16 protein-coding genes are annotated in these 20046 nt (G+C 60.6%); 4 read left to right on the forward strand and 12 right to left on the reverse strand.

The annotated features are described in order from the left end of the window. Positions 1-87: 87 nt before the first annotated feature. From ACVHNU_RS03000 to ACVHNU_RS03020, 5 genes are all read right to left on the reverse strand, one after another. On the reverse strand, positions 88-789 hold the full coding sequence (locus ACVHNU_RS03000) for an ABC transporter ATP-binding protein (protein ID WP_003222380.1): 702 nt from the start codon (positions 787-789) through the stop codon (positions 88-90). Beyond that, on the reverse strand, positions 790-1557 hold the full coding sequence (gene livG / locus ACVHNU_RS03005; protein ID WP_003222381.1) for a high-affinity branched-chain amino acid ABC transporter ATP-binding protein LivG: 768 nt from the start codon (positions 1555-1557) through the stop codon (positions 790-792). It lies immediately after the preceding gene. Further along, positions 1554-2810, reverse strand: a complete 1257-nt coding sequence (locus ACVHNU_RS03010; RefSeq protein ID WP_473018980.1) for a high-affinity branched-chain amino acid ABC transporter permease LivM — start codon at positions 2808-2810, stop codon at positions 1554-1556. The genes livG and ACVHNU_RS03010 overlap by 4 nt, the downstream gene beginning before the upstream one ends. Further along, entirely contained in the window at positions 2807-3730 is a 924-nt protein-coding gene (gene livH / locus ACVHNU_RS03015; RefSeq protein ID WP_003222384.1) for a high-affinity branched-chain amino acid ABC transporter permease LivH, read from the reverse strand. Before livH ends, ACVHNU_RS03010 begins: the two co-directional genes overlap by 4 nt. Positions 3731-3960: 230 nt before the next feature. Further along, positions 3961-5088, reverse strand: coding sequence for a branched-chain amino acid ABC transporter substrate-binding protein (locus ACVHNU_RS03020; protein WP_003222386.1), 1128 nt, complete (start codon positions 5086-5088; stop codon positions 3961-3963). A 352-nt stretch (positions 5089-5440) separates the two neighbouring features. Here ACVHNU_RS03020 and ACVHNU_RS03025 point away from each other — a divergent pair, with 352 nt between their 5' ends. Then, positions 5441-5746 carry a DUF2288 domain-containing protein gene (locus ACVHNU_RS03025; RefSeq protein ID WP_103520440.1) on the forward strand — a complete coding sequence of 102 codons (306 nt, stop codon included), beginning with the start codon at positions 5441-5443 and terminating at the stop codon, positions 5744-5746. A 296-nt stretch (positions 5747-6042) separates the two neighbouring features. On the opposite strand, the gene ACVHNU_RS03030 is transcribed toward ACVHNU_RS03025, so the two are convergent. Further along, the gene (locus ACVHNU_RS03030; protein WP_103485739.1) at positions 6043-8241 is read right to left on the reverse strand and encodes a hypothetical protein; all 2199 of its coding nucleotides are present in this window, start codon (positions 8239-8241) and stop codon (positions 6043-6045) included. Positions 8242-8438: 197 nt separating this feature from the next. Between ACVHNU_RS03030 and ACVHNU_RS03035 the strand changes: the two genes are divergently transcribed. Then, positions 8439-9335: an NAD(P)-dependent oxidoreductase gene (locus tag ACVHNU_RS03035; protein ID WP_262143246.1), complete on the forward strand. Its 897-nt coding sequence runs from the start codon at positions 8439-8441 to the stop codon at positions 9333-9335. Here ACVHNU_RS03035 and ACVHNU_RS03040 read toward each other — a convergent pair. Together ACVHNU_RS03040 and ACVHNU_RS03045 are read right to left on the reverse strand one after the other, a co-directional pair. Then, positions 9226-11508, reverse strand: coding sequence for a putative bifunctional diguanylate cyclase/phosphodiesterase (locus tag ACVHNU_RS03040; protein ID WP_226501926.1), 2283 nt, complete (start codon positions 11506-11508; stop codon positions 9226-9228). The genes ACVHNU_RS03035 and ACVHNU_RS03040 overlap by 110 nt on opposite strands. Before the next feature lie 148 nt (positions 11509-11656). Continuing rightward, positions 11657-12025, reverse strand: a complete 369-nt coding sequence (locus tag ACVHNU_RS03045; protein ID WP_473018981.1) for a YkgJ family cysteine cluster protein — start codon at positions 12023-12025, stop codon at positions 11657-11659. A gap of 300 nt (positions 12026-12325) precedes the next feature. On the opposite strand from ACVHNU_RS03045, the gene ACVHNU_RS03050 reads away from it, so the two are divergent. After that, positions 12326-13675 carry a spinster family MFS transporter gene (locus ACVHNU_RS03050; RefSeq protein WP_103485742.1) on the forward strand — a complete coding sequence of 450 codons (1350 nt, stop codon included), beginning with the start codon at positions 12326-12328 and terminating at the stop codon, positions 13673-13675. A 172-nt stretch (positions 13676-13847) separates the two neighbouring features. Here the strand turns inward: ACVHNU_RS03050 and rapA are convergent, their stop codons facing one another. Then, complete coding sequence (rapA, locus tag ACVHNU_RS03055) at positions 13848-16694, reverse strand: RNA polymerase-associated protein RapA (protein ID WP_003222393.1); 2847 nt, start codon at positions 16692-16694, stop codon at positions 13848-13850. Between the two features lie 253 nt (positions 16695-16947). Here rapA and ACVHNU_RS03060 point away from each other — a divergent pair, with 253 nt between their 5' ends. After that, positions 16948-17289, forward strand: coding sequence for a hypothetical protein (locus ACVHNU_RS03060; RefSeq protein WP_003222394.1), 342 nt, complete (start codon positions 16948-16950; stop codon positions 17287-17289). Here ACVHNU_RS03060 and ACVHNU_RS03065 read toward each other — a convergent pair. The 3 genes from ACVHNU_RS03065 to ACVHNU_RS03075 form a co-directional block, all read right to left on the reverse strand. After that, positions 17259-18470: an aminotransferase class V-fold PLP-dependent enzyme gene (locus ACVHNU_RS03065; RefSeq protein ID WP_473018982.1), complete on the reverse strand. Its 1212-nt coding sequence runs from the start codon at positions 18468-18470 to the stop codon at positions 17259-17261. The two genes, ACVHNU_RS03060 and ACVHNU_RS03065, sit on opposite strands and share 31 nt — an antisense overlap. Next, a complete protein-coding gene (locus ACVHNU_RS03070) occupies positions 18467-18937 on the reverse strand; it encodes a RidA family protein (RefSeq protein WP_262143242.1) in 471 nt (156 codons plus the stop codon). The genes ACVHNU_RS03065 and ACVHNU_RS03070 overlap by 4 nt, the downstream gene beginning before the upstream one ends. An 88-nt stretch (positions 18938-19025) precedes the next feature. Then, positions 19026-19892 (reverse strand): LysR substrate-binding domain-containing protein, encoded by an 867-nt coding sequence (locus ACVHNU_RS03075; protein WP_473018983.1) that lies wholly within the window; start codon positions 19890-19892, stop codon positions 19026-19028. Positions 19893-20046: the final 154 nt, after the last annotated feature.

Below are 20046 nucleotides of genomic sequence, written 5' to 3' on the forward strand. Positions count from 1 at the left end.
CTCCCACAGGGGATCTGTGTTGGATTCAAACTATCTGCCAGGCACAAAAAACGGCCCGAAGGCCGTTTTTCTGTTCAGTGAAAAGCCTCAACCGCCGAGGTACGCCTCGCGCACTTTCGGGTCGGTCAGCAGCGCTTCACCGGTGCCTTGCATCACCACGCGGCCGTTCTCCAGAACGTACGCACGGTCGGCGATTTTCAGCGCCTGGTTGGCGTTCTGTTCGACCAGGAACACCGTTACACCGTCCTTGCGCAGCTGTTCGATGATGTCGAAGATCTGCTGGATGATGATCGGTGCCAGGCCCAGCGACGGCTCGTCGAGCAGCAGCAGTTTCGGCTTGCTCATCAGCGCACGGCCGATGGCAAGCATCTGCTGTTCGCCACCGGACATGGTGCCGCCGCGCTGGTTGAAGCGTTCTTTCAGGCGCGGGAACAGGCCGAGGACCTTGTCCATCTGCTCCTGATAGTCGCCCTTGTCGGTGAAGAAACCGCCCATCGACAGGTTTTCTTCGACGGTCAGACGGGCGAACACCCGACGACCTTCCGGCACTACGGCGATGCTCTTGCGCATGATCTGCGACGAGTCCTGGCCGACCAGTTCCTCACCCATGTAGCGGATGCTGCCGCTGTGCGCCTGCGGCGAACCGCAAAGCGTCATCAGCAGCGTGGACTTGCCGGCACCGTTGGCGCCGATCAGGGTCACGATCTCGCCCTGACGGACTTCGACGTTGACGCTGTGCAGGGCCTGGATCTTGCCGTAGAAGGTGGAAACGTTTTCGAACTGCAGCATTTACGCTTCCCCCAGGTAGGCTTTGATCACTTCAGGATTGTCGCGGATCTGATCCGGCGTGCCGTCGGCCAGAGGCGTGCCCTGGTTGATCACGACGATGTGGTCGGAAATGCTCATGACCAGTTTCATGTCGTGTTCGATCAACAGCACGGTCACGTTGTGCTCTTCACGCAGCACGCTGATCAGCGCCTTGAGGTCTTCGGTTTCCTTCGGGTTCAGGCCGGCGGCCGGTTCGTCGAGCATGAGGATCCGTGGGCGGGTCATCATGCAACGTGCGATTTCCAGACGTCGTTGCTGACCATAGGCCAGGGTCCCGGCGGTACGGTTGGCGAACTCTTTCAGGTTGACCTTTTCCAGCCAGTACTCGGCATATTCCATGGCTTCGCGCTCGCTCTTGCGGAACGCCGGGGTCTTGAACAGGCCGGCCAGGAAGTTGGTGTTCAGGTGACGGTGCTGGGCGATCAACAGGTTCTCGACCGCCGTCATGTCTTTGAACAAACGCACGTTCTGGAAGGTGCGCACCACGCCCTTGAGGGCGATCTTGTGCCCCGGCAGACCCTGGATCGGCTCGCCGTCCAGCAGGATGCTGCCACCCGATGGCTGGTAGAAACCGGTCAGGCAGTTGAACACGGTGGTCTTGCCCGCGCCGTTCGGCCCGATCAGCGCCACCACTTGTTTTTCCTTGACGGTCAGGGCCACGCCATTGACTGCCAGCAAGCCGCCGAAGCGCATGCTCAGGTTTTCGACTTTAAGGATCTCGCGGCTCATTTTCGCAACTCCATGTGTGGGCGTTGCATCGGCAGCAGACCTTGTGGACGCCAGATCATCATCAACACCATCAGCGCACCGAACATCAACATCCGGTATTCGCTGAACTCACGCATCATTTCCGGCAACAGGATCATCACCACGGCCGCGAGAATCACGCCCAGTTGCGAGCCCATCCCACCCAGCACGACGATGGCGAGGATGATCGCCGACTCGATGAAGGTGAACGACTCCGGTGTGACCAGACCCTGACGGGCAGCGAAGAAGCTCCCGGCGAAACCGGCGAAGCTTGCTCCCAGGGTGAACGCCGACAGCTTGATGATCGTCGGGTTGAGACCTAGCGCACGGCAGGCGATTTCGTCTTCACGCAGCGCTTCCCACGCGCGGCCGATCGGCATGCGCAGCAAACGGTTGATGATGAACAGCGCCGCCAGTGCCAGCACCAGGGCCACCAGGTAGAGGAAGATCACCTTGTTGATCGAGTTGTATTCGAGGCCGAAATATTCGTGGAAGGTTTGCATGCCTTCCGCCGCTTTACGTTCGAAGGTCAGACCGAAGAACGTCGGTTTCTCGATGTTGCTGATGCCGTTTGGACCGCCAGTGATATCGGTCAGGTTACGCAGGAACAGACGAATGATTTCGCCGAAACCGAGGGTCACGATCGCCAGATAGTCACCGCGCAGACGCAGCACCGGGAAGCCCAGCAGGAAGCCGAACGTCGCCGCCATCAGACCGGCAATCGGCAGACAGATCCAGAAGCTCAGGCCGTAGTAGTGCGACAGCAGCGCGTAGCTGTAGGCGCCGACGGCGTAGAAACCGACGTAACCGAGGTCGAGCAGACCGGCCAGACCGACGACGATGTTCAGACCGAGGCCGAGCATCACGTAGATCAGGATCAGCGTCGCAATGTCCACCGCTCCACGGGAGCCGAAGAACGGCCACACCAGTGCACCGAGGATCAGCGCAATGATGATGTAGCGTTGGGTGGCCGGCAGGGTCAGGAAGTTGCTGGCCTTGGCCGGGATCAACGGCAGGCCCGGCGAGGATTTCCACGCCTTGCTGATCTGCTGGTTGAACAGCACGCGCAGGAACATCAGCACCGAGCACACGGCGATGGTCGCCAGAATGGCCGGGCTGGTGCCGTGCACTTCGAGGTTGATGCCGACGATGGTCAGTTTCAGACCGAGTACCGGGTAGGCCACGGCCCACACCAGCAAGGCACTGAACAGTGCCTGTTTAAGATTCCTAGTCATACTTTCTCAACCTCCGGACGGCCCAGAATGCCGGTCGGACGGAACAACAGCACCAGAACCAACAAGCCGAAAGCCACGACGTCCTTGTACTGGTCGCCGAAGATATCGGCGCCAAAGGCTTCCGCCACCCCGAGCACCAGCCCGCCGAGCATCGCGCCGGGGATGCTACCGATCCCGCCGAGTACCGCAGCGGTAAAGGCCTTGAGGCCGACGAGGAAACCGGCGTTCGGGTTGATCACGCCGTACTGCATGCTCAGCAGCACGGCAGCGACGGCTGCCAGCGCAGCACCGATGACGAAGGTCAGGGCGATGATGTTGTTGGTGTTGATGCCCAGCAGGTTGGCCATCTTGATGTCTTCGGCGCAGGCACGGCAGGCGCGACCCAGGCGAGAGCGGGAGATGAACAGCGTGAGGCCGAGCATGGCGACCAGAGTCACCACGAACACCACGATTTGCATGTAGGAAATCAGCACTTCATGTGCGCCACCTGGCCCGATGGAGATGTTGCCGGGGATCAGGTTGGGGATGGATTTGTCCTTGGAGTCTTGCGCGAGCAGAACCGTGTTCTGCAGGAAGATCGACATACCGATCGCGGAAATCAGCGGGATCAGACGGTTGCTGCCGCGCAGGGGGCGGTAGGCGATCCGTTCGATGCTGTAACCGTAGGAACTGGTGACGACGATGCTGGCGATAAACGCCGCAGTCATCAACAGCGGGACGTTGTCGATTCCCATCATGGCCAGCCCGGCGATGGCGATGAACGCCACGTAGGAGCCGATCATGTACACCTCGCCGTGGGCGAAGTTGATCATTCCAATGATGCCGTAAACCATCGTATAGCCGATGGCAATCAGGGCATACGTGCTGCCAATGGTCAGGCCATTAACCAGCTGTTGGAAGAAGTGATAGATGTCAGGCATTACAGCGCTCCTAAAAACCTGATACGCATTTCACTGGTGGAGTCATTTTCCCGCCCGGCCCCGTGGATCTTTATCCACTTCGAATCCGGGTTTTGCCAGCGAACCGCTGATGACGGTTTTGAGATTTTCAGGTGGGGAGACTGGCGGATCACGCCAGCGCGGCCCATACATTCGTAAAACAAAGCCCACGGCACGCCGTGGGCTTTATTGGCAGTCAGTCAGGGCGCGCCTTACTGAGGCGAAACTTCAGTTTTCGGTTTGCCGAAGTGCCACTCGTAAACCACAAATTTGAAGTCCTTCAGGTCGCCCTTGGCGTCGAAGCTCAGGTCGCCGGTAGGGGTCTTGAAGGAGCCTGCGTGAATGGCTGCGGCCACTTTGGCCGGGTCTTCGGATTTGGCTGCGGTGATACCGCCGGCAATCACTTCAACCGCCGAGTAGGAAGGGAACACGAACGGGCCGCTCGGGTCTTCTTTCTTCGCCTTGAAGGCATCAGCCAGGGCAACGTTGGCCGGATCCTGGTCGAAGGATTTCGGCAGGGTCACCAGCAGGCCTTCGGAGGCGTCTTTGGCGATCTGCGAAATGGAGTCGTTACCCACGCCTTCCGGGCCCATGAACTTGGCTTTCAGGCCTTTTTCCTCGGACTGACGCAGGATCAGACCCAGTTCCGGGTGGTAGCCGCCGTAGTAGACGAAGTCGACGTTGGCTTGCTTGAGTTTGGCGATGATCGAGGAGAAGTCCTTGTCGCCGGCGTTGATGCCTTCGAATACCGCGACTTTCACGCCGTCTTTTTCCAGCGTCTGTTTAACGGCGGTGGCGATGCCTTCACCGTATTGCTGCTTGTCGTGCAGTACAGCGACGACTTTCGGTTTGACGTACTTGGCAATGTAGTTACCGGCGGCAGGGCCCTGGGCGCTGTCCAGACCGATGGTGCGGAAGATCATTTTGTAACCACGGGCAGTGATGTCCGGGCTGGTGGCAGCCGGGGTGATCATCACGATGCCTTCGTCTTCGTAGATGTCCGAAGCAGGCTGAGTGGAGCTGGAGCACAGGTGACCGACCACGAACTTGACGCCGTCGTTGACGACTTTGTTCGCGATCGCTACGGCTTGTTTCGGATCGCAGGCATCGTCGTATTCAACGGCTTCGAGTTTCTTGCCGTCGACGCCGCCCTTGGCGTTGATCTGCTCGATGGCCATTTTCGCGCCACTGAACTGCATGTCGCCGTATTGGGCTACAGGACCGGTCTTAGGGCCGGCGATACCGATCTTGATGGTGTCAGCGGCGAACGAATGGCTGGCAACCCCGGCCAGAACCATAGCGGCAAACAGTTTGGAAATCTGCTTAGTAGCCTTAGTCATAGTGCTCCACTCTTACTGTTGTAATTTTTTTGAGTTCTGGCGCCGTAGCAGCAGAACCGGGTCAGATATCTTTGCGATACCCTCCGGAAATGCCCCCGGCAACTGTACCGGTACAGTGTAGAGCGCCGGTTGTTGGCCTGGGAAGCTGGCGCCAGGGGGCAAAACTTGTGGGTGTCGCATTTTTGAATGAAAAAGACAGAATTGCGGCGGGGCTTTCCTGGGGCTTATGCCCCAAACAGCAGCATTCCTTGGCGTTCCTGCTCTTTTCGTTCGGTGAAGCCATTTGCAACCGGGTTTTTCTGCCGGACCACCGACGTTATCATTCGCGTCGATTTCTTTTCCGGACAGTCCCATGAATCAAGAACCTAGCACCCTCTATGCCAAGCTGCTTGGTGAAACCGCATCTATTACCTGGAAAGAGCTGGAGCCGTTCTTCGCCAAGGGTGCCCTATTGTGGGTCGACCCGGCGCTTGATTTGATCGCCGCCGCCGAGGCCGTGGCATCGGACGATGGTGAGAAAGTCGCCGCCTGGCTGGCCGAAGACAAACTCGCCAAGCTGTCTGAAACGCGGGCGCTGGATATTTTCGAGCGTGATCCCGAGATGTGGGCAGTGGTGGTACGGCCATGGATTCTGGTCCAGGAAAGGGCGCAGGTCTGATCGCTTGCACCTTGATGGTGCGCGCGTCATGCAGAGGAAAGTGTGTAGCCGAGTAGCGTGATGGCACGTTGCCGTAGAGAAATGCCACAAGCGTGGGTGGCCTCACGGTGACGTAAACGTAACGGGAACAGTTTATTGAGCAGCCTGAGGGCTGCTTAATTGTTTCTGGATGTTGGAAGGGCTGCAATCTGCAGTGAATGTGCCGACCCCTTCGCGAGCAAGCTCGCTCCCACAGGGGAACGCATTTCAAATGTGGGAGCGAGCTTGCTCGCGAATTAGGGCGACTCGATCTTGGATCAGACCGAGTAAGTCTTCCCGGTATGGTTATTCAGGGAAATAACCTTGGTCTTGCCGATCCGGTGACGGTAGATCTCACGCAGGTACTTGATCGCTTTCTTCACGCAATCACGCGACAGGCGAATGTCGTTGATCGAGACAAACTTGTCCTTGTCGTTGATCAGCTCGCGGTACTTCTTCTCGTACATCGGCTTGATCGCGTACCAGTTGGTGTCGAGGATCTTCGCCGGGTTTTCGAACTCGTTGAGCAGATCGTCGATGCGGTCTTCGTCGAAGTCTTCATTGATGATGAAGTCGAGGATCGAGTTGTCCAGGGTCTCGTCGAAACGGTACGGGGTCTTGGCGAAGCAGCGCTTGATGAACGCCACGATCAGGGTCAGGAAGTCGTCCGACAGGCACGGGCTCTTGGCGATCAGGGTGGTCAGCGACAGGTTGGCCGAGGCACCGATCACCAGTGCATAGCGCTTGAGCGTGGTGTTGGGGAACAGGCTGTTGAGGTGGGTCTTCAACCGGTTCAGATCCATGTACGACAGCTTGTAGTCCTTCGGCAGCGAGACGATCGAGACCACCGACGAGCAGTTCTTGAAGAAGTGCAGGTCGTGCAGCGCGGCGGCGTCGTAGCCGGAATTCTTGTACTGCTCAAGCGAGGCGCGATAGCGCTTGGATTCGATCGGCAGCAGGCTGATGCCTTCAATCGCCTGGGTGACTTTGTTGAAGTGCGGCAGGTCGATCGAACGGAAGAACAGATCATCGATGTTCAGACGCTGCGGCTCTTTGTCGAACACCTTGAACTTGTCGCTGCTCGGCGGCGGGGTTTCCGGCACCACCGATTCGGCGTAGGCAATCGCCACCGGGCCGGCCAGACTCATGAACAGGTCGTTGGCGTCCAGGCGAATGGTTTCGCCAATGTCGATGCCGGCGCGACGGAAGTAGTTCTGGTCGTAGTCGGTGGTGACCGCCTGCGCCGTCAGAATGTTGAAGATCTGCTGCGAGATGTACTGGTTGGCATGCTTCTCCATCGCATTGACATCAATGTTCTGGATGTTGCCGTCATCGCTCTCTTCGGCGTAACGCATGATGTCGTTGGAGATCAGCATCATCGCGTTCCATGGGCGGATACGGCCCATGACACTGGCTTCGCTGCTGTCTTCATTGGCGAAGTTGTAGGAGAAATCCCATTCTTCCGACAGGTATTTGCACAGCAGGCGTCCGGCGTTGATGTGCAGCGCCTCGGACATTTCACTGCGGTGGTCGGAAATGTTTGGCAGCACGCAGATGCCGCTGGTGAAGATCGGCTCGAACACGAACGAATGCCCGCTCTTGCCGTCGTGCTCATCCATCGGCTTGGTGTCGAACGTCTTGTTCATGTACGAGTGCTGCTGGGCCAGGCCGAACTCCGAGGCCATGCCCGAACCGGTACCGCCGCCGGCACTGAAAATCGAGAAGTACAGGCGCGACTGGTTGGCCTTGATACCGCAGCTGTCGATCAGGTACGAGTGGATCATTTTCCAGTCAGGGCTGGAGAAACGCTGGGTGTCCTTGTTGAGGATGATCTTCGCCAGATACTGGCCGAGGATCGGCGCGTTACCGGCGCCACCGGCGTGGACTTCGGACAAGTCCATGATCTTCATTTTGCTGTAGTCGCGCAGGAAGCCGCTTTTCTCGCCCTTGCGCGAGAAGCGGATGCGCCCGGCGATGTCCTTGTCGAGGTCACCGAGCATCACCAGCGGTTCGACGAGGAACACCGGTTTGCTCGACTTGTTCGGGCCGATCCGCAGGTTGTGCTTGATCCACTGGGCCGGGCTGTAGCCCTTGTCGGCCAGACGCCGATCCGCCGCACGGTCTTCGTTGTTGAATTCGTTGAGGTAGAACTTGCGCGCGTTGTACACCAGCTCCGCGACGTCGAGGGCGATGTTCGAGCCGCAGCGACCGAGGCCGATCAGGCACACCGAGGGGAATTCCTGGTCGTTGTGCTGCTCGTTGTCGCCTTCCAGGTGCGGCGGGCGCGGGAATACCAGGTCACGCAGACCGTCGAGGTTGTCGAGGATGCGGTCGGTGTTGGTTTCGGTGTAGTACAGGTATTGGTGAGTGCCCAGCGGGCGCGAAGGAGGCAATGGCTTCATCGGAGCCGGGCTGTTTGCCGCAGGGCTCAGGGTCAGATCGGATACCGCGGTGGCCGGATTGTTTTTAGAAGTCATTGTGCGCCATATACCTGGACAGGGTTGGCTCGGCGACCGATGTCATCGAGCCTCACGGAAAGAGGATCTCGCGTCTTTGACTGCGCGTATTTGGCCCGGGCGTCAGGGGCTTGGCCTGATCGTCGCGCGGGGGAATCCTTTCCTGATCGTTCATGAATCGGCCATTATTCAGTGATCTTTAATCGAAAAGAGGCGAAATGATGTCAACGCTACCTTCGTTGGGTTTTGCCGGAATCGGCCTGATGGGCTTGCCGATGTGCCGTCGTCTGCTGGCCGCGGGTTATCCGCTGACCGTGTGGAACCGCAACCCGGCCAAGTGCGCGCCACTGGTCGAGGCCGGCGCCCGGCAGGTGGCGAGCCCCGCAGAACTGTGCGAACACGCCGACGTGGTGATGCTCTGTCTGGCTGATACGGCGGTGGTGCGCGAGGTGGTGTTTGGCCCCGCCGGTGTCGCTGAAGGCGCGAAAAACGGCCAGTTGCTGGTGGACTTTTCCAGCCTCGAACCGACCGCTACCCGCGAGATGGCCGCCGAGTTGGCAGACCAAACCGGGATGGCCTGGCTCGACTCACCGGTGTCCGGCGGCGTGGTCGGCGCCGAGGCCGGCAGTCTGGCGATCATGGTCGGCGGTGCGGCGGCGGATCTGGAGCGGGTGCGCCCGGTACTGCTCAGCCTCGGTCAGCGCGTCACGCACATGGGCGGCATCGGCGCCGGGCAAGTGACCAAGGCCTGCAATCAGATGATCGTCGCCTGCAACGCGCTGGTGATTGCCGAAGTGGTGGCGCTGGCCGAGCAGGCCGGGGTCGATGCGCGCCTGATCGCCGAGGCGCTGGCCGGTGGTTTTGCCGATTCGAAACCATTGCAGATCCTCGCCCCGCAAATGGCCGAGAGCCGTTTCGAACCGGTGAAGTGGCACGTGCGCACGCTGCTCAAGGATCTAGACACCGCGGTGAAATTCTCCCGCGAACAAGGCTCGGCCACGCCGATCAGCGGATTGGCCGCACAACTGATGCGCCTGCATGGGGCGCAGGGTTTTTTGCAGAAGGATCCAGCGACACTGGTACAAATGTACCGCGCGCCAGACTCAGCGGATTGACCGCGTGCGAGTGTTTGCGCTGATTGATTTCCTCAAGTACCGGGCGTAATTCGTTCAGCGGCACCGGGCGGCTCAGCAGGTAGCCCTGAATGAAATCGCAGCCTGAGCGCTCAAGAAACTCGTACTGCTCCAGGCTTTCCACGCCTTCGGTCACCACCTGCAAATGCAGGGTGTGAGCCATGACGATGATCGCCTGGACGATCTCCATGTCGGCGGTTGCCTTGGGGATGTCGAGGATAAAGGAACGGTCGATCTTCAGCGTGTTCAGCGGCAGGCGCTTGAGGTAGGCCAGCGATGAATAACCGGTGCCGAAGTCGTCGATCGACAGCGACACCCCGAGGGCGCGGATCTGCCGCAACAGCACCAGGGTGTTGGCGATGTTGCCCATCAGCGCGTTTTCGGTGACTTCCAGTTCCAGTCGTTCCGGCGCGACGCCTGCGGTGCGCAGCGCACTTTCGATTTCATCGGCCAGCTCTTCCCGGGCAAGATTGAGTGGCGAGCAGTTCCAGGCGATTTTCAGTTCGTCGCAGCCGTGGCGCGTCAGTTCGCCAAGGTCGGTGCAGGCCCTGCGCAGCACCCAGTTATCCAGCTCGGCGATCAGGCCGTTGGTTTCGGCAATCGCGATGAAACGATCCGGTGCCAGCAGGCCATGCACCGGGTGCTGCCAGCGAATCAGCGCTTCGAGCTTGGTGACCCGCCCGGTTTTCAGTTCGAAAATCGGCTGGTAGTAGAGCATCAGCCCGTTTTCTTCGCGCAGGGCGTGGCGCAGCTCTTCTTCCAGTTGCAGCTCCAGGCTGGCGCGGGTCTTCATGTTGGAACTGAAAAAATGCAGGCCGTTACGCCCGGCACCCTTGGATTGATACAGCGCCAGATCCGCGTGCTTGAGCAGTTCTTCGCAGGTGGTGCCGTCGTCGGGGAACAGGCTGATACCGATGCTGGTGGTCATCACCATGCGCCGTCCCGCCAGCTCGATCGGCTCCTTCATTTTCTGCATGATCCGCTGCGCCATGCCGCGCGCTTCCTCGCGGTCGTGCAGGCCGATCAGGATGCAGAACTCGTCGCCGCCGAAGCGCGCGACCACATCCTCATGACTGCGCACCGAACCTTTGATGTGATTGGCGATGACTTTGAGCAGGGCGTCACCGGCGTCATGGCCGAGGCTGTCGTTGATCCGCTTGAAGTGGTCGATGTCGAGAAACATCACCGCGAGCATGCCGCCTTCGCTGGTTTTCTGGCTGAGTTTCTCGGCGAAGATCTGGTTGAATCCACGGCGATTGATCAGGTTGGTCAGGGCGTCGTAGTTGGCCACTTGCTGCAGTGACATCCGCGCCTGATCGAGCTGCCCGAGCAGGGCGTTGACCCGGCGCAGGTCGTGCTCCTTGTTCTGCAGTTTCTTGTCGGCCAGGGCCGCACTGATCGCGCTGCCGAGAATCAGCAGGATGATCAGCGCGACTGTCAGTCCCAGTTGCAGATGGCTGGGGTCGGCGGCCATCGTCGGTGCTGTACCTTCGGGCAACACCAGGTGCAGCGCGGCCATGCCAGTGAAGTGCATGCTGATGATGCCGGCGCCGAGAATCACCGCAGCGGTGTATTTGAGTAATTGATGAAAACGCCCAGTGCCTTCACGCAGATAACCGGCGACCCACAACGCGGCGAAGCTGGCGCCGATGGCAATCACGATCGACAGGCAGAACAACAGGGGCTGGTAGTAGGCAGTGGCCACCGAGTGCATCGCCGCCATGCCGACGTAATGCATGCCGGCGATGCCCAGACCGATGACGATGGCGGTTTTCAGGTAGTGCACCAGGCTGGGCTGCGGCTCACTCAAGGTGTGCATCGCCAGCCACGAGGCGAGCAGGGCGATCAGCAGGGAGAACAGAGTGATCGCCAGATCGTAGTGGACTTCGATCGGCGCCTGGAACGCCAGCATGGCAATGAAATGCATGGCCCAGATACCGCCGGCCAGACACGAGGCACCGATCCAGCGCCACACCCGTTGCGAGCCCGGGTCTTCGGCGTGACCGACGCGTTCGGCCATGTCGAGGGTGGCAAAACTCGCGGCGCAGGCGACCAGATAGGCCACCAGCACCAACAAGGGATTGTGTGTGCAATCGAGAATGACCTGCCCGCTCTCCGGCAGCTCGGTAACAAACTGCAAACCAAGCCACTCCATAGCATGCCCCGTCTCTGAAGTCGTCCCTACTGCGTCTTCAACGCAGGCGAATGACTGGAGTATAGAGGCGGTTTTTGCTATGCAAGCGATAGTGGCACATTGGCGCCAACGATTTCGGCATGAGCCTCATAACGATTGGCGCTAAGGGTCAGGCGCTCTGGTCGTAAGGCAGTTGATTCCATTCCGGTTCGAGAGGCGGCAAGCCGAAGCGGGCGCGCGCCTTGTCGCAATCGACATTCTGTTCGCCGTTTTCCCAGGAAGCATCGAATTCGCGGCAGGGACTGGAGCGTTGCTCATAAATCGAGCACTGCACGTTATTGCCCACCTCACCGACCAGCGCCGTACAGCGCGGCGATTTGCAGTCGGTGCCGTTCATCGCCACCCGACTGGGGCTGATCTGCGTGACCAGTTCATCGGGCACTGTGCCGCCGGAGGAGGCGCATTCACCCCAGAAAAAAGACACGCGAAAATGGGAACAGCAGGCACCGCAATTCAGACACGGACTGACTTCGGACATGGGGAGGGCATCAAAGGGGTTGATCGGCGAATCCGGACGGATCCGGCGGCTATTCTAGGCTTCGCCATGGACTTGGGAAGGGGGGCGCGAAAGTATTTTTTTGTAGCCGGATTTTGCCGCAAAACCCCCGGTTTATGGGGGATTGCTGACTTATCAAGGGCTTACGTTTCTTTACAGTGCCATGCCTCGTTATCAGCTTGACGAATGATCACAGACAGCCCCGGCCCGCCTGTCTAGATTGCAGGTTCCGGGCTCGGATGCGTCGGCAGTGAAGCCCTATAACAATAAAGAGACGGACCCATGCAGAACTCGACCCAAGCGGCGAATGCCTGGCGCATTCTGTTCCTGTTATTCCTTGCCAACCTGTTCAATTTCTTCGACCGCACCATTCCGGCGATCATCATCGAGCCGATCCGCATGGAATGGCACCTCAGCGACTTTCAACTGGGGATCGTCGGCACCGCGTTCACCCTGGTTTATGCGATCGCCGGTCTGCCGTTGGGGCGCATGGCCGATACCGGTTCGCGCAGCAAACTGATGGGCTGGGGCCTGGCGACCTGGAGCGCGCTGACGGCGGTCAATGGTCTGGTCGGCAGTTTCTGGAGTTTTCTGCTGGTGCGCATGGGCATCGGCATTGGCGAGGCCAGTTACGCGCCGGCCGCCAATTCGTTGATCGGCGACCTGTTCCCGGCGCACCGTCGGGCGCGGGCCATGGGCATTTTCATGCTGGGCCTGCCGCTGGGCCTGCTGCTGGCGTTCTTCACCATCGGCGCGATGGTCAAGGCGTTCGACAGCTGGCGCGCACCGTTCTTTATCGCGGCGGTGCCGGGGCTGATCCTTGCGGTGTTCATGTTTTTCATCAAGGAACCCAAACGCGGTGCGGCAGAAACCGTGCAGGTGTCTCAGGAGAGAGTCGACAAACCGATTCGCCGGGTGCTCGCGGTGCCGACGTTCCTCTGGCTGGTGCTGGCCGGGTTGTGTTTCAACTTCGCCACCTATGCCTGCAACTCGTTCATGGTGCCGATGCTGCAGCGCTATTTCCTGATGCCTCTGCACGATGCGGCGGTGGCGACCGGGGTGATTGTCGGCATCACCGGGTTGATCGGCCTGACCCTGGGTGGCTGGATCGCCGACAAGATTCATCAGCGTGTTGCCAACGGACGCCTACTGTTTGCCGGGTTCAGCCTGATCGTCTCAACGGTGTGCACGGTGTGGGCACTGTATGTCGGGCGTGTCGAGATCGGGGTGTTTGTCGCGCTGTTCAGCGTCGGCTGGCTGTTTGCCTACAACTTCTATACCTGCGTGTACACGGCGATTCAGGACGTGGTCGAGCCGCGCTTGCGGGCCACGGCCATGGCGTTGTTCTTCGCCGGGTTGTATTTACTGGGCGGTGGCCTGGGGCCGGTGGTGGTCGGTGGTTTGTCGGATCATTTTGCCCAGTCGGCGATGATTTCGGCGGGGGCTGAGCAGATGACCGAGGCATTCAAGGCTGTCGGGCTGCATGACGCGATGTATCTGATTCCGGTGGCGCTGTTTTTCACCATGGTGTTTCTGTTCCTGGCGGCGCGGTGTTTTGTGCGGGATGCGCAGCGGATGAAGGAGGGGTTGGTGGCGGTGAGTGAACCTGATGGTGCGGTGGCGACTGCATGATCGCCTTCGCGAGCAAGCCCGCTCCCACAGGGATCGAGTTCACACCGCAGATCTAATGTGGGAGCGGGCTTGCTCGCGAAGAGGCAATCAACAGCGCAGCATGAATATCAGATAAACAAAAAGGCCCGCATCACTGCGGGCCTTCTTGTTTTCAGCACTGAAGCAGGGCGGTTTAACCCGCCACCAACACCCGGATCGCTTCCAGACGCAGCGCCGCTTTATCCAGCATCGCCAGACCCAGTTCACGCTGCTTGCGCAACGCATCCAGTTCGCTGTCGCGCACGGTCGGGTTGACCGCTTGCAACGCGGTCAGGCGCGCCAGTTCTTCTTCGGTATCGGCCGCCAGACGACGACGGGCCTCGGCCACGCGCTCGGCGTGACGCGGGGCAATCTTGTCTTCACCGGCGTTGATCCGTGGCGTCAGCTGATCGCGCTGGGCCTGGATGAACTTGTTGGCGCTGGCACGTGGCACGCTTTCCAGTTGATCGTTGAGGGTTTCGAACGAGACCCGCGGCGACAGATCGTTGCCGTTGGCGTCGAGCAGGCAGCGCAGGGCAGCCGGCGGCAGGTAGCGGCCCAGTTGCAGCGAGCGCGGTGCAACCACTTCGCTGACGTAGAGCAGTTCCAGCAGAACGGTGCCCGGTTTCAGCGCCTTGTTCTTGATCAGCGCGACGGCGGTGTTGCCCATCGAACCGGACAGCACCAGATCCATGCCGCCCTGCACCATCGGGTGTTCCCAGGTGATGAACTGCATGTCTTCGCGCGACAGCGCCTGATTGCGGTCGTAGGTGATGGTCACGCCTTCGTCGTCGCCCAGCGGGAAGCTGGCGTCGAGCATCTTCTCGCTCGGCTTGAGGATCAGGGCGTTTTCCGAGTGGTCTTCGCTGTCGATACCGAACGCGTCGAACAGGGTTTCCATGTAGATCGGCAGGGCGAACTGGTCGTCCTGCTCAAGGATCGCCTCGACCAGCGCGTCACCTTCGCCAGCGCCGCCGGAGTTGAGCTCCAGCAGACGGTCGCGACCGGTGTGCAGCTCTTGTTCCAGACGCTCGCGCTCGGCGCGGGCTTCGTCGATCAGGGCTTGCCACTCGCCGTCATCGGCTTCTTCAAGCAGCGGCAGCAGGCGCGGGCCGAACTGATGCTGCAAGGCGTTGCCGGTCGGGCAGGTGTTGAGGAACGCGTTCAGCGCTTCGTGGTACCACTGGAACAGGCGCTCTTGCGGACTGGTTTCCAGGTACGGCACGTGCAGTTCGATGATGTGCTTCTGACCGATCCGGTCGAGACGACCGATACGCTGCTCGAGCAGGTCCGGGTGCGACGGCAGATCGAACAGCACCAGGTGGTGCGCGAACTGGAAGTTGCGACCTTCACTGCCGATTTCCGAGCAGATCAGCACCTGTGCGCCAAATTCTTCGTCGGCGAAGTAGGCGGCGGCGCGGTCACGCTCGAGGATGTTCATGCCTTCATGGAACACCGTGGCCGGGATGCCGGAGCGCACGCGCAGGGCGTCTTCCAGGTCCATCGCGGTTTCGGCGTGGGCGCAGATCACCAGCACTTTGGTGCGCTTGAGCATTTTCAGCTGATCGATCAGCCACTCGACGCGCGGGTCGAATTTCCACCAGCGCTCTTCTTCGCTGGCGTCCGGCTGGGCCTGGAAGCTGACTTCCGGGTACAGCTCAGCGTGATCGCCCAGCGGCAGTTCGAGGTATTCGTCCGGGCATGGCAGCGGGTACGGGTGCAGTTTGCGCTCCGGGAAACCCTGCACGGCGGCGCGGGTGTTACGGAACAGCACGCGGCCGGTGCCGTGGCGGTCGAGCAGTTCACGCACCAGACGCGCGCTGGCTTCGCTGTCGCCATCGTTGACCGCAGTCAGCAGGGCTTCGCCTTCGTTGCCGAGGAAACCGTGGATGGTCTTGTGTGCTGCAGGCGACAGGCGCCCTTTGTCGAGCAGTTCCTGAACGGCTTCGGCCACCGGGCGATAGTTCTCGCTCTCGGCGCGGAACGCGGCCAGGTCATGGAAACGGTTCGGGTCGAGCAGGCGCAGACGGGCGAAGTGGCTGTCCTGACCGAGCTGTTCCGGGGTCGCGGTGAGCAGCAGCACGCCGGGAATCACTTCAGCCAGTTGTTCGACCAGCGAATACTCAGGGCTGGCCTTGTCTTCGTGCCACACCAGGTGGTGGGCTTCGTCGACCACCATCAGATCCCAGCCGGCGGCGAACAAGGCGTCCTGCGCCTTCTCGTCTTCGACCAGCCACTCCAGGGCAACCAATGCCAGCTGGGTGTCTTCGAACGGGTTGGTGGCATCGCTTTCGATGAAGCGTTCTTCGTCGAACAGCGCGACCTGCAGGTTGAAACGGCGGCGCATTTCCACCAGCCACTGGTGCTGCAGGTTTTCCGGAACCAGGATCAGCACACGGTTGGCGCGGCCCGAGAGCAGTTGGCGATGGATCACCAGACCGGCTTCGATGGTTTTCCCCAGACCCACTTCGTCCGCCAGCAGAACCCGCGGCGCAATGCGGTCGGCGACTTCACGGGCGATGTGCAACTGGTGCGCGATTGGTTGCGCACGCACGCCGCCCAGGCCCCAGAGCGAGGACTGCAACTGGCGGCTGGTGTGTTCCAGGGTGTTGTAGCGCAGGGAGAACCACGACAGCGGGTCGATCTGCCCGGCGAACAGACGGTCGCTGGCCAGACGGAACTGAATGAAGTTCGACAGCTGGGTTTCCGGCAGGGTAACGGCTTCGTTCTGCCCGTTGAGACCGTGATAGACCATCAACCCGTCGACGTCGTCGACTTCGCGCACGGTCATCTTCCAGCCTTCGAAGTGAGTAATGGTGTCACCCGGCGAGAATCGCACGCGGGTGAGGGGCGCATTCCGTAGCGCGTACTGGCGGGTTTCGCCAGTGGCCGGGTAAAGCACGGTCAACAAGCGGCCGTCCTGTGCCAGAACGGTGCCTAAACCAAGCTCTGCTTCGCTGTCACTGATCCAGCGTTGCCCCGGTTGATACTGCTGCGCCATGCTGCCTGACTCCCACCTTGAAAAAGCGGGCTATCTTAACGGAATGCAGGCTTCAGGGCCAAAGATTACTGGGTAGGAGCTGCCGCAGGCGGCGATCCTTTGATCTTTGGAAACACTTGAGATTTGTGGTGTCCGATTAAAGGATCGCCGCCTGCGGCAGCTTCTGCAGGTGCCAAGTGCGTCACAGATTTGCGACGGATGGCTCAAGGCGCCTTTGCCGCAGCCGATAGCCTGCTGACAGGAGACCCTATATATGCTGCCACCGATGCTCCCCCTGAGCGCTGTGCCGATCACTTCCCAGCAGGATCCGATTCGCCAGCGGCCGGACATTCCTCCGGTGGTGCCGGTGCAGGAAAGCTCCAACGAAAGCACGATCGATCTGCAAAAGCGCGATCCGGAAGAGGATCGACTGCTGGCGCGCGAAGAACAGCGTCGCCAGCAGGAGCGTGATCGTCGCCGTCGCGAAGCCGACGAAGACCCGGAGGAGCATCTGGCCGTGCCGGGCACCGAGCTGAATGCCGACAACACGGTGCCGGTGGTGCCGCTGATGGAAGATCAGCCGCGTCAGGGCTTGTGGGTCGATATCGAGATCTGAGGCGTCGCCGCCAGCTCGCCCAGATTGGCCAGCAACACATCGATTTCCTCTTCCGTATTCAGATAGCTCACCGACACCCGCGCCAGGCTTTCGAGCCCGCGGGCCTGCATGTCGAGGGGCGTGTAGGCCACGCCGTTGGCGCCGATGTTGATTCGCCGTGCAGCCAGCGCCTGCTTCAGTTCGACGCAATCCCAGCCTTCAAGCGTGAAGGCGATCAGCCCGGACTGTCGATCCGCCGGGCCGAGGTTGTGCAGGGTCAGGCCGGGAATGCTCGGCAGGCGTTGACGCAGGTGATCGCTCAAGCGCTGGATGCGTTGGCGAATCGCCCCTGCGCCGATCCGATTGTGTTCCTCCAGCGCATTGGCCAGCCCGGCCAGCAGGGCCAGCGACACTTCACTGGTTTCAAAACGGCGCGCATCATCGCGCAGGGTGAAGCGCCGGCCATCCCAAGGCGCCGACAACACATCGCGTTGCTGTGGCAACAGCCGTTGCAGAAACGCCCCCCGGATGTACATCAACGCCGTACCCCGCGGCCCGCGCAGAAACTTGCGCCCGGCCCCCTTGAGCACATCGCACTGCAAGGCCTGGACGTCGCAGGGCAACTGCCCCAGCGCCTGACCGGCGTCGATGAAGTATGGGACTCCATGTTGTCGAGCGACCTGACCGATTCGCGCGGCCGGGTTGATGAGGCCGCCATTGGCCGGCAGCCAGGTCAGGGCGATCAGGCGCACGTGACGATCGATCATCTGCGCGAGCGCTTGCGGATCGACAGCGCCATCGGTATCGCAGGGGATCACCTGCAGTCGCGCACCGGCCTTTACCGCTTCAGCCATGCAGGCCAGATTACCGGCCCATTCGTGACGTCCGACGAGGATCCGCTCGCCGGGTTGCCATGGCCCCAGCGCATTGAACGCCTGACTCCATGCCGCAGAGCCGCTGCTGGCGAAAGCGACGTCGTCCGGGGGAGCATTGAGCAGTGTCGCGGCGGCGCTGCGAGCTCTGTGCTGCAGTTGAGTATCAGCAGCCTCCATCGGGCCGCCGAGCGCTTCGCGTTGCAACTGCTCGATGATTGCATCGAGGGTTGCCTGGCTCGGAAGGGAGGCACCCGCATGGTTGAAGTGAATGATCCGGGCGCAGCCGGGCGTGGCCGCTCGCAGATATTCGACGGCCTCGGCATTCACGGGAGCAGCTCGAAAATCGCGTCGACTTCAACCGCCACACCGCTCGGCAGGCTGCACACACCCACGGCGGTACGGACATGCCTGCCCTTTTCACCGAGCGCGTTGACCAGCAGATTCGAAGCACCGTTGGCCACAGCGCCCTGGCGTTGAAAGTCGGGCGTGGTGGCGATAAAAACGCCGAGTCGCAGGATACGTCCCAGCCTGGACAGATCATCGCCCAAGGCATCGCCCAGTTGTGCGAGCAGGCCCAAGGCTGCCAGTTCGGCAGCCTTGACCCCTTCCTCTTCGCTGATGGCTTCACCCAGACGCCCAATGAAGGCCGGTTTGCCGTCAATCAACGGAATTTGTCCGGAGATGTACAGGCGGTTTTGCGTACCGACCTGATTGACGTAATTGGCGATGGGCTGGCTGGGAGGCGGAAGTTGCAGCCCGAGTTGTTCAACGCGCTTGCTGAGCAGATCTGTCATGTTGAGTCCTCCTGAGTGAGGGCGTCAGCATGTTGAAGCGACGGATCACCGACAAACGGATAGATCTAATCCGATGTATCGAAATCGCTCATGCGTGGGTTTTTTCATCCAGCCATTGGCTGAAACTCTGCACGTCTGCCTCGGGCGGGCGCTGGGGAGTGACCAGCCAATAACCGATTTCGCCGTGCAACGGCGGCGTGTCAAAGGCAGGGACCAGCGAGCCCTCCTTGAGCCGGCGTTCGATCAGGCATTGACGGCCCATGGCGATGCCCTGACCGGCGACCGCCGCCTCGACGACGATGTTGTAGTCATGGAGCATGACACTGGGGACGTGGCTCAGGTCGATGCCGCTGTACTGATACCAGTCTGTCCATTCGAAAGGCTGGTGCGATTTGGCCATCAGCAACGGGCCGTTTTTCACGCCATTGGCTTTGAAGTCCGGGCTGCATACCGGGGTCAGGGTTTCGCTCATGAAGCGTCGGGCCTGGACTTTCGGCCAGCCACCCTTGCCATATCGGATCGCCAGATCCACCTCGCCACCATCGACATCGGCCAATTGCACGGAGGGCAGCAGTTCGACGTGGATGTGTGGGCTTTTCGTGCTGAAATCCGCCAGTCGCGGTGCCAGCCATAAAGTGGCGAACGAGGCGAGCAGGCCAATGCGCAAGGTGCTTGGCTGCTCACCGCGCAGTGGTCGGGTGGCGGCAGCGATGGCGGCGAGGGCAGGTTCAATTTGCTGGTAGTACGCTTGCCCGGCCGGCGTCAGATCGATGGCCCGGGTGCGTCGGACAAACAGACGCAGGCGGAGAAATTCTTCGAGTTTTTGCACCTGATGACTGACCGCACTCTGGGTCACTGACAACTCGTCGGCAGCCTTGATGAAACTCAAATGGCGGGCCACGGCTTCAAAGGCGCGCAGGGCCATCAGCGGTGGCAGGTCCTGATGCAGGGGCACGGCAAACATCCTTGGGTTCGCGGCAAAGTGCAGATTGTGCGGTGAAAACCGTCATGCGGTACATCAATTGTTCCAGGTCGCCAGCGTCGATGGCTGGTCAGGCTCGGCGCCAGGCGGCATTATTGGCGCAGTCCTGCCTTTGATGCGGCAGTTG

It is taken from the genome of Pseudomonas sp. Ors-4-3C (assembly GCF_055755035.1).

Excerpts from the sequence above, each read along its gene's own strand:
- ACVHNU_RS03000 (WP_003222380.1), bottom strand. The coding sequence starts at position 789 with ATGCTGCAGTTCGAAAACGTTTCCACCTTCTACGGCAAGATCCAGGCC.
- livG (WP_003222381.1), bottom strand. The coding sequence starts at position 1,557 with ATGAGCCGCGAGATCCTTAAAGTCGAAAACCTGAGCATGCGCTTCGGC.
- ACVHNU_RS03010 (WP_473018980.1), bottom strand. The coding sequence starts at position 2,810 with ATGACTAGGAATCTTAAACAGGCACTGTTCAGTGCCTTGCTGGTGTGG.
- livH (WP_003222384.1), bottom strand. The coding sequence starts at position 3,730 with ATGCCTGACATCTATCACTTCTTCCAACAGCTGGTTAATGGCCTGACC.
- ACVHNU_RS03020 (WP_003222386.1), bottom strand. The coding sequence starts at position 5,088 with ATGACTAAGGCTACTAAGCAGATTTCCAAACTGTTTGCCGCTATGGTT.
- ACVHNU_RS03025 (WP_103520440.1), top strand. The coding sequence starts at position 5,441 with ATGAATCAAGAACCTAGCACCCTCTATGCCAAGCTGCTTGGTGAAACC.
- ACVHNU_RS03030 (WP_103485739.1), bottom strand. The coding sequence starts at position 8,241 with ATGACTTCTAAAAACAATCCGGCCACCGCGGTATCCGATCTGACCCTG.
- ACVHNU_RS03035 (WP_262143246.1), top strand. The coding sequence starts at position 8,439 with ATGATGTCAACGCTACCTTCGTTGGGTTTTGCCGGAATCGGCCTGATG.
- ACVHNU_RS03040 (WP_226501926.1), bottom strand. The coding sequence starts at position 11,508 with ATGGAGTGGCTTGGTTTGCAGTTTGTTACCGAGCTGCCGGAGAGCGGG.
- ACVHNU_RS03045 (WP_473018981.1), bottom strand. The coding sequence starts at position 12,025 with ATGTCCGAAGTCAGTCCGTGTCTGAATTGCGGTGCCTGCTGTTCCCAT.
- ACVHNU_RS03050 (WP_103485742.1), top strand. The coding sequence starts at position 12,326 with ATGCAGAACTCGACCCAAGCGGCGAATGCCTGGCGCATTCTGTTCCTG.
- rapA (WP_003222393.1), bottom strand. The coding sequence starts at position 16,694 with ATGGCGCAGCAGTATCAACCGGGGCAACGCTGGATCAGTGACAGCGAA.
- ACVHNU_RS03060 (WP_003222394.1), top strand. The coding sequence starts at position 16,948 with ATGCTGCCACCGATGCTCCCCCTGAGCGCTGTGCCGATCACTTCCCAG.
- ACVHNU_RS03070 (WP_262143242.1), bottom strand. The coding sequence starts at position 18,937 with ATGACAGATCTGCTCAGCAAGCGCGTTGAACAACTCGGGCTGCAACTT.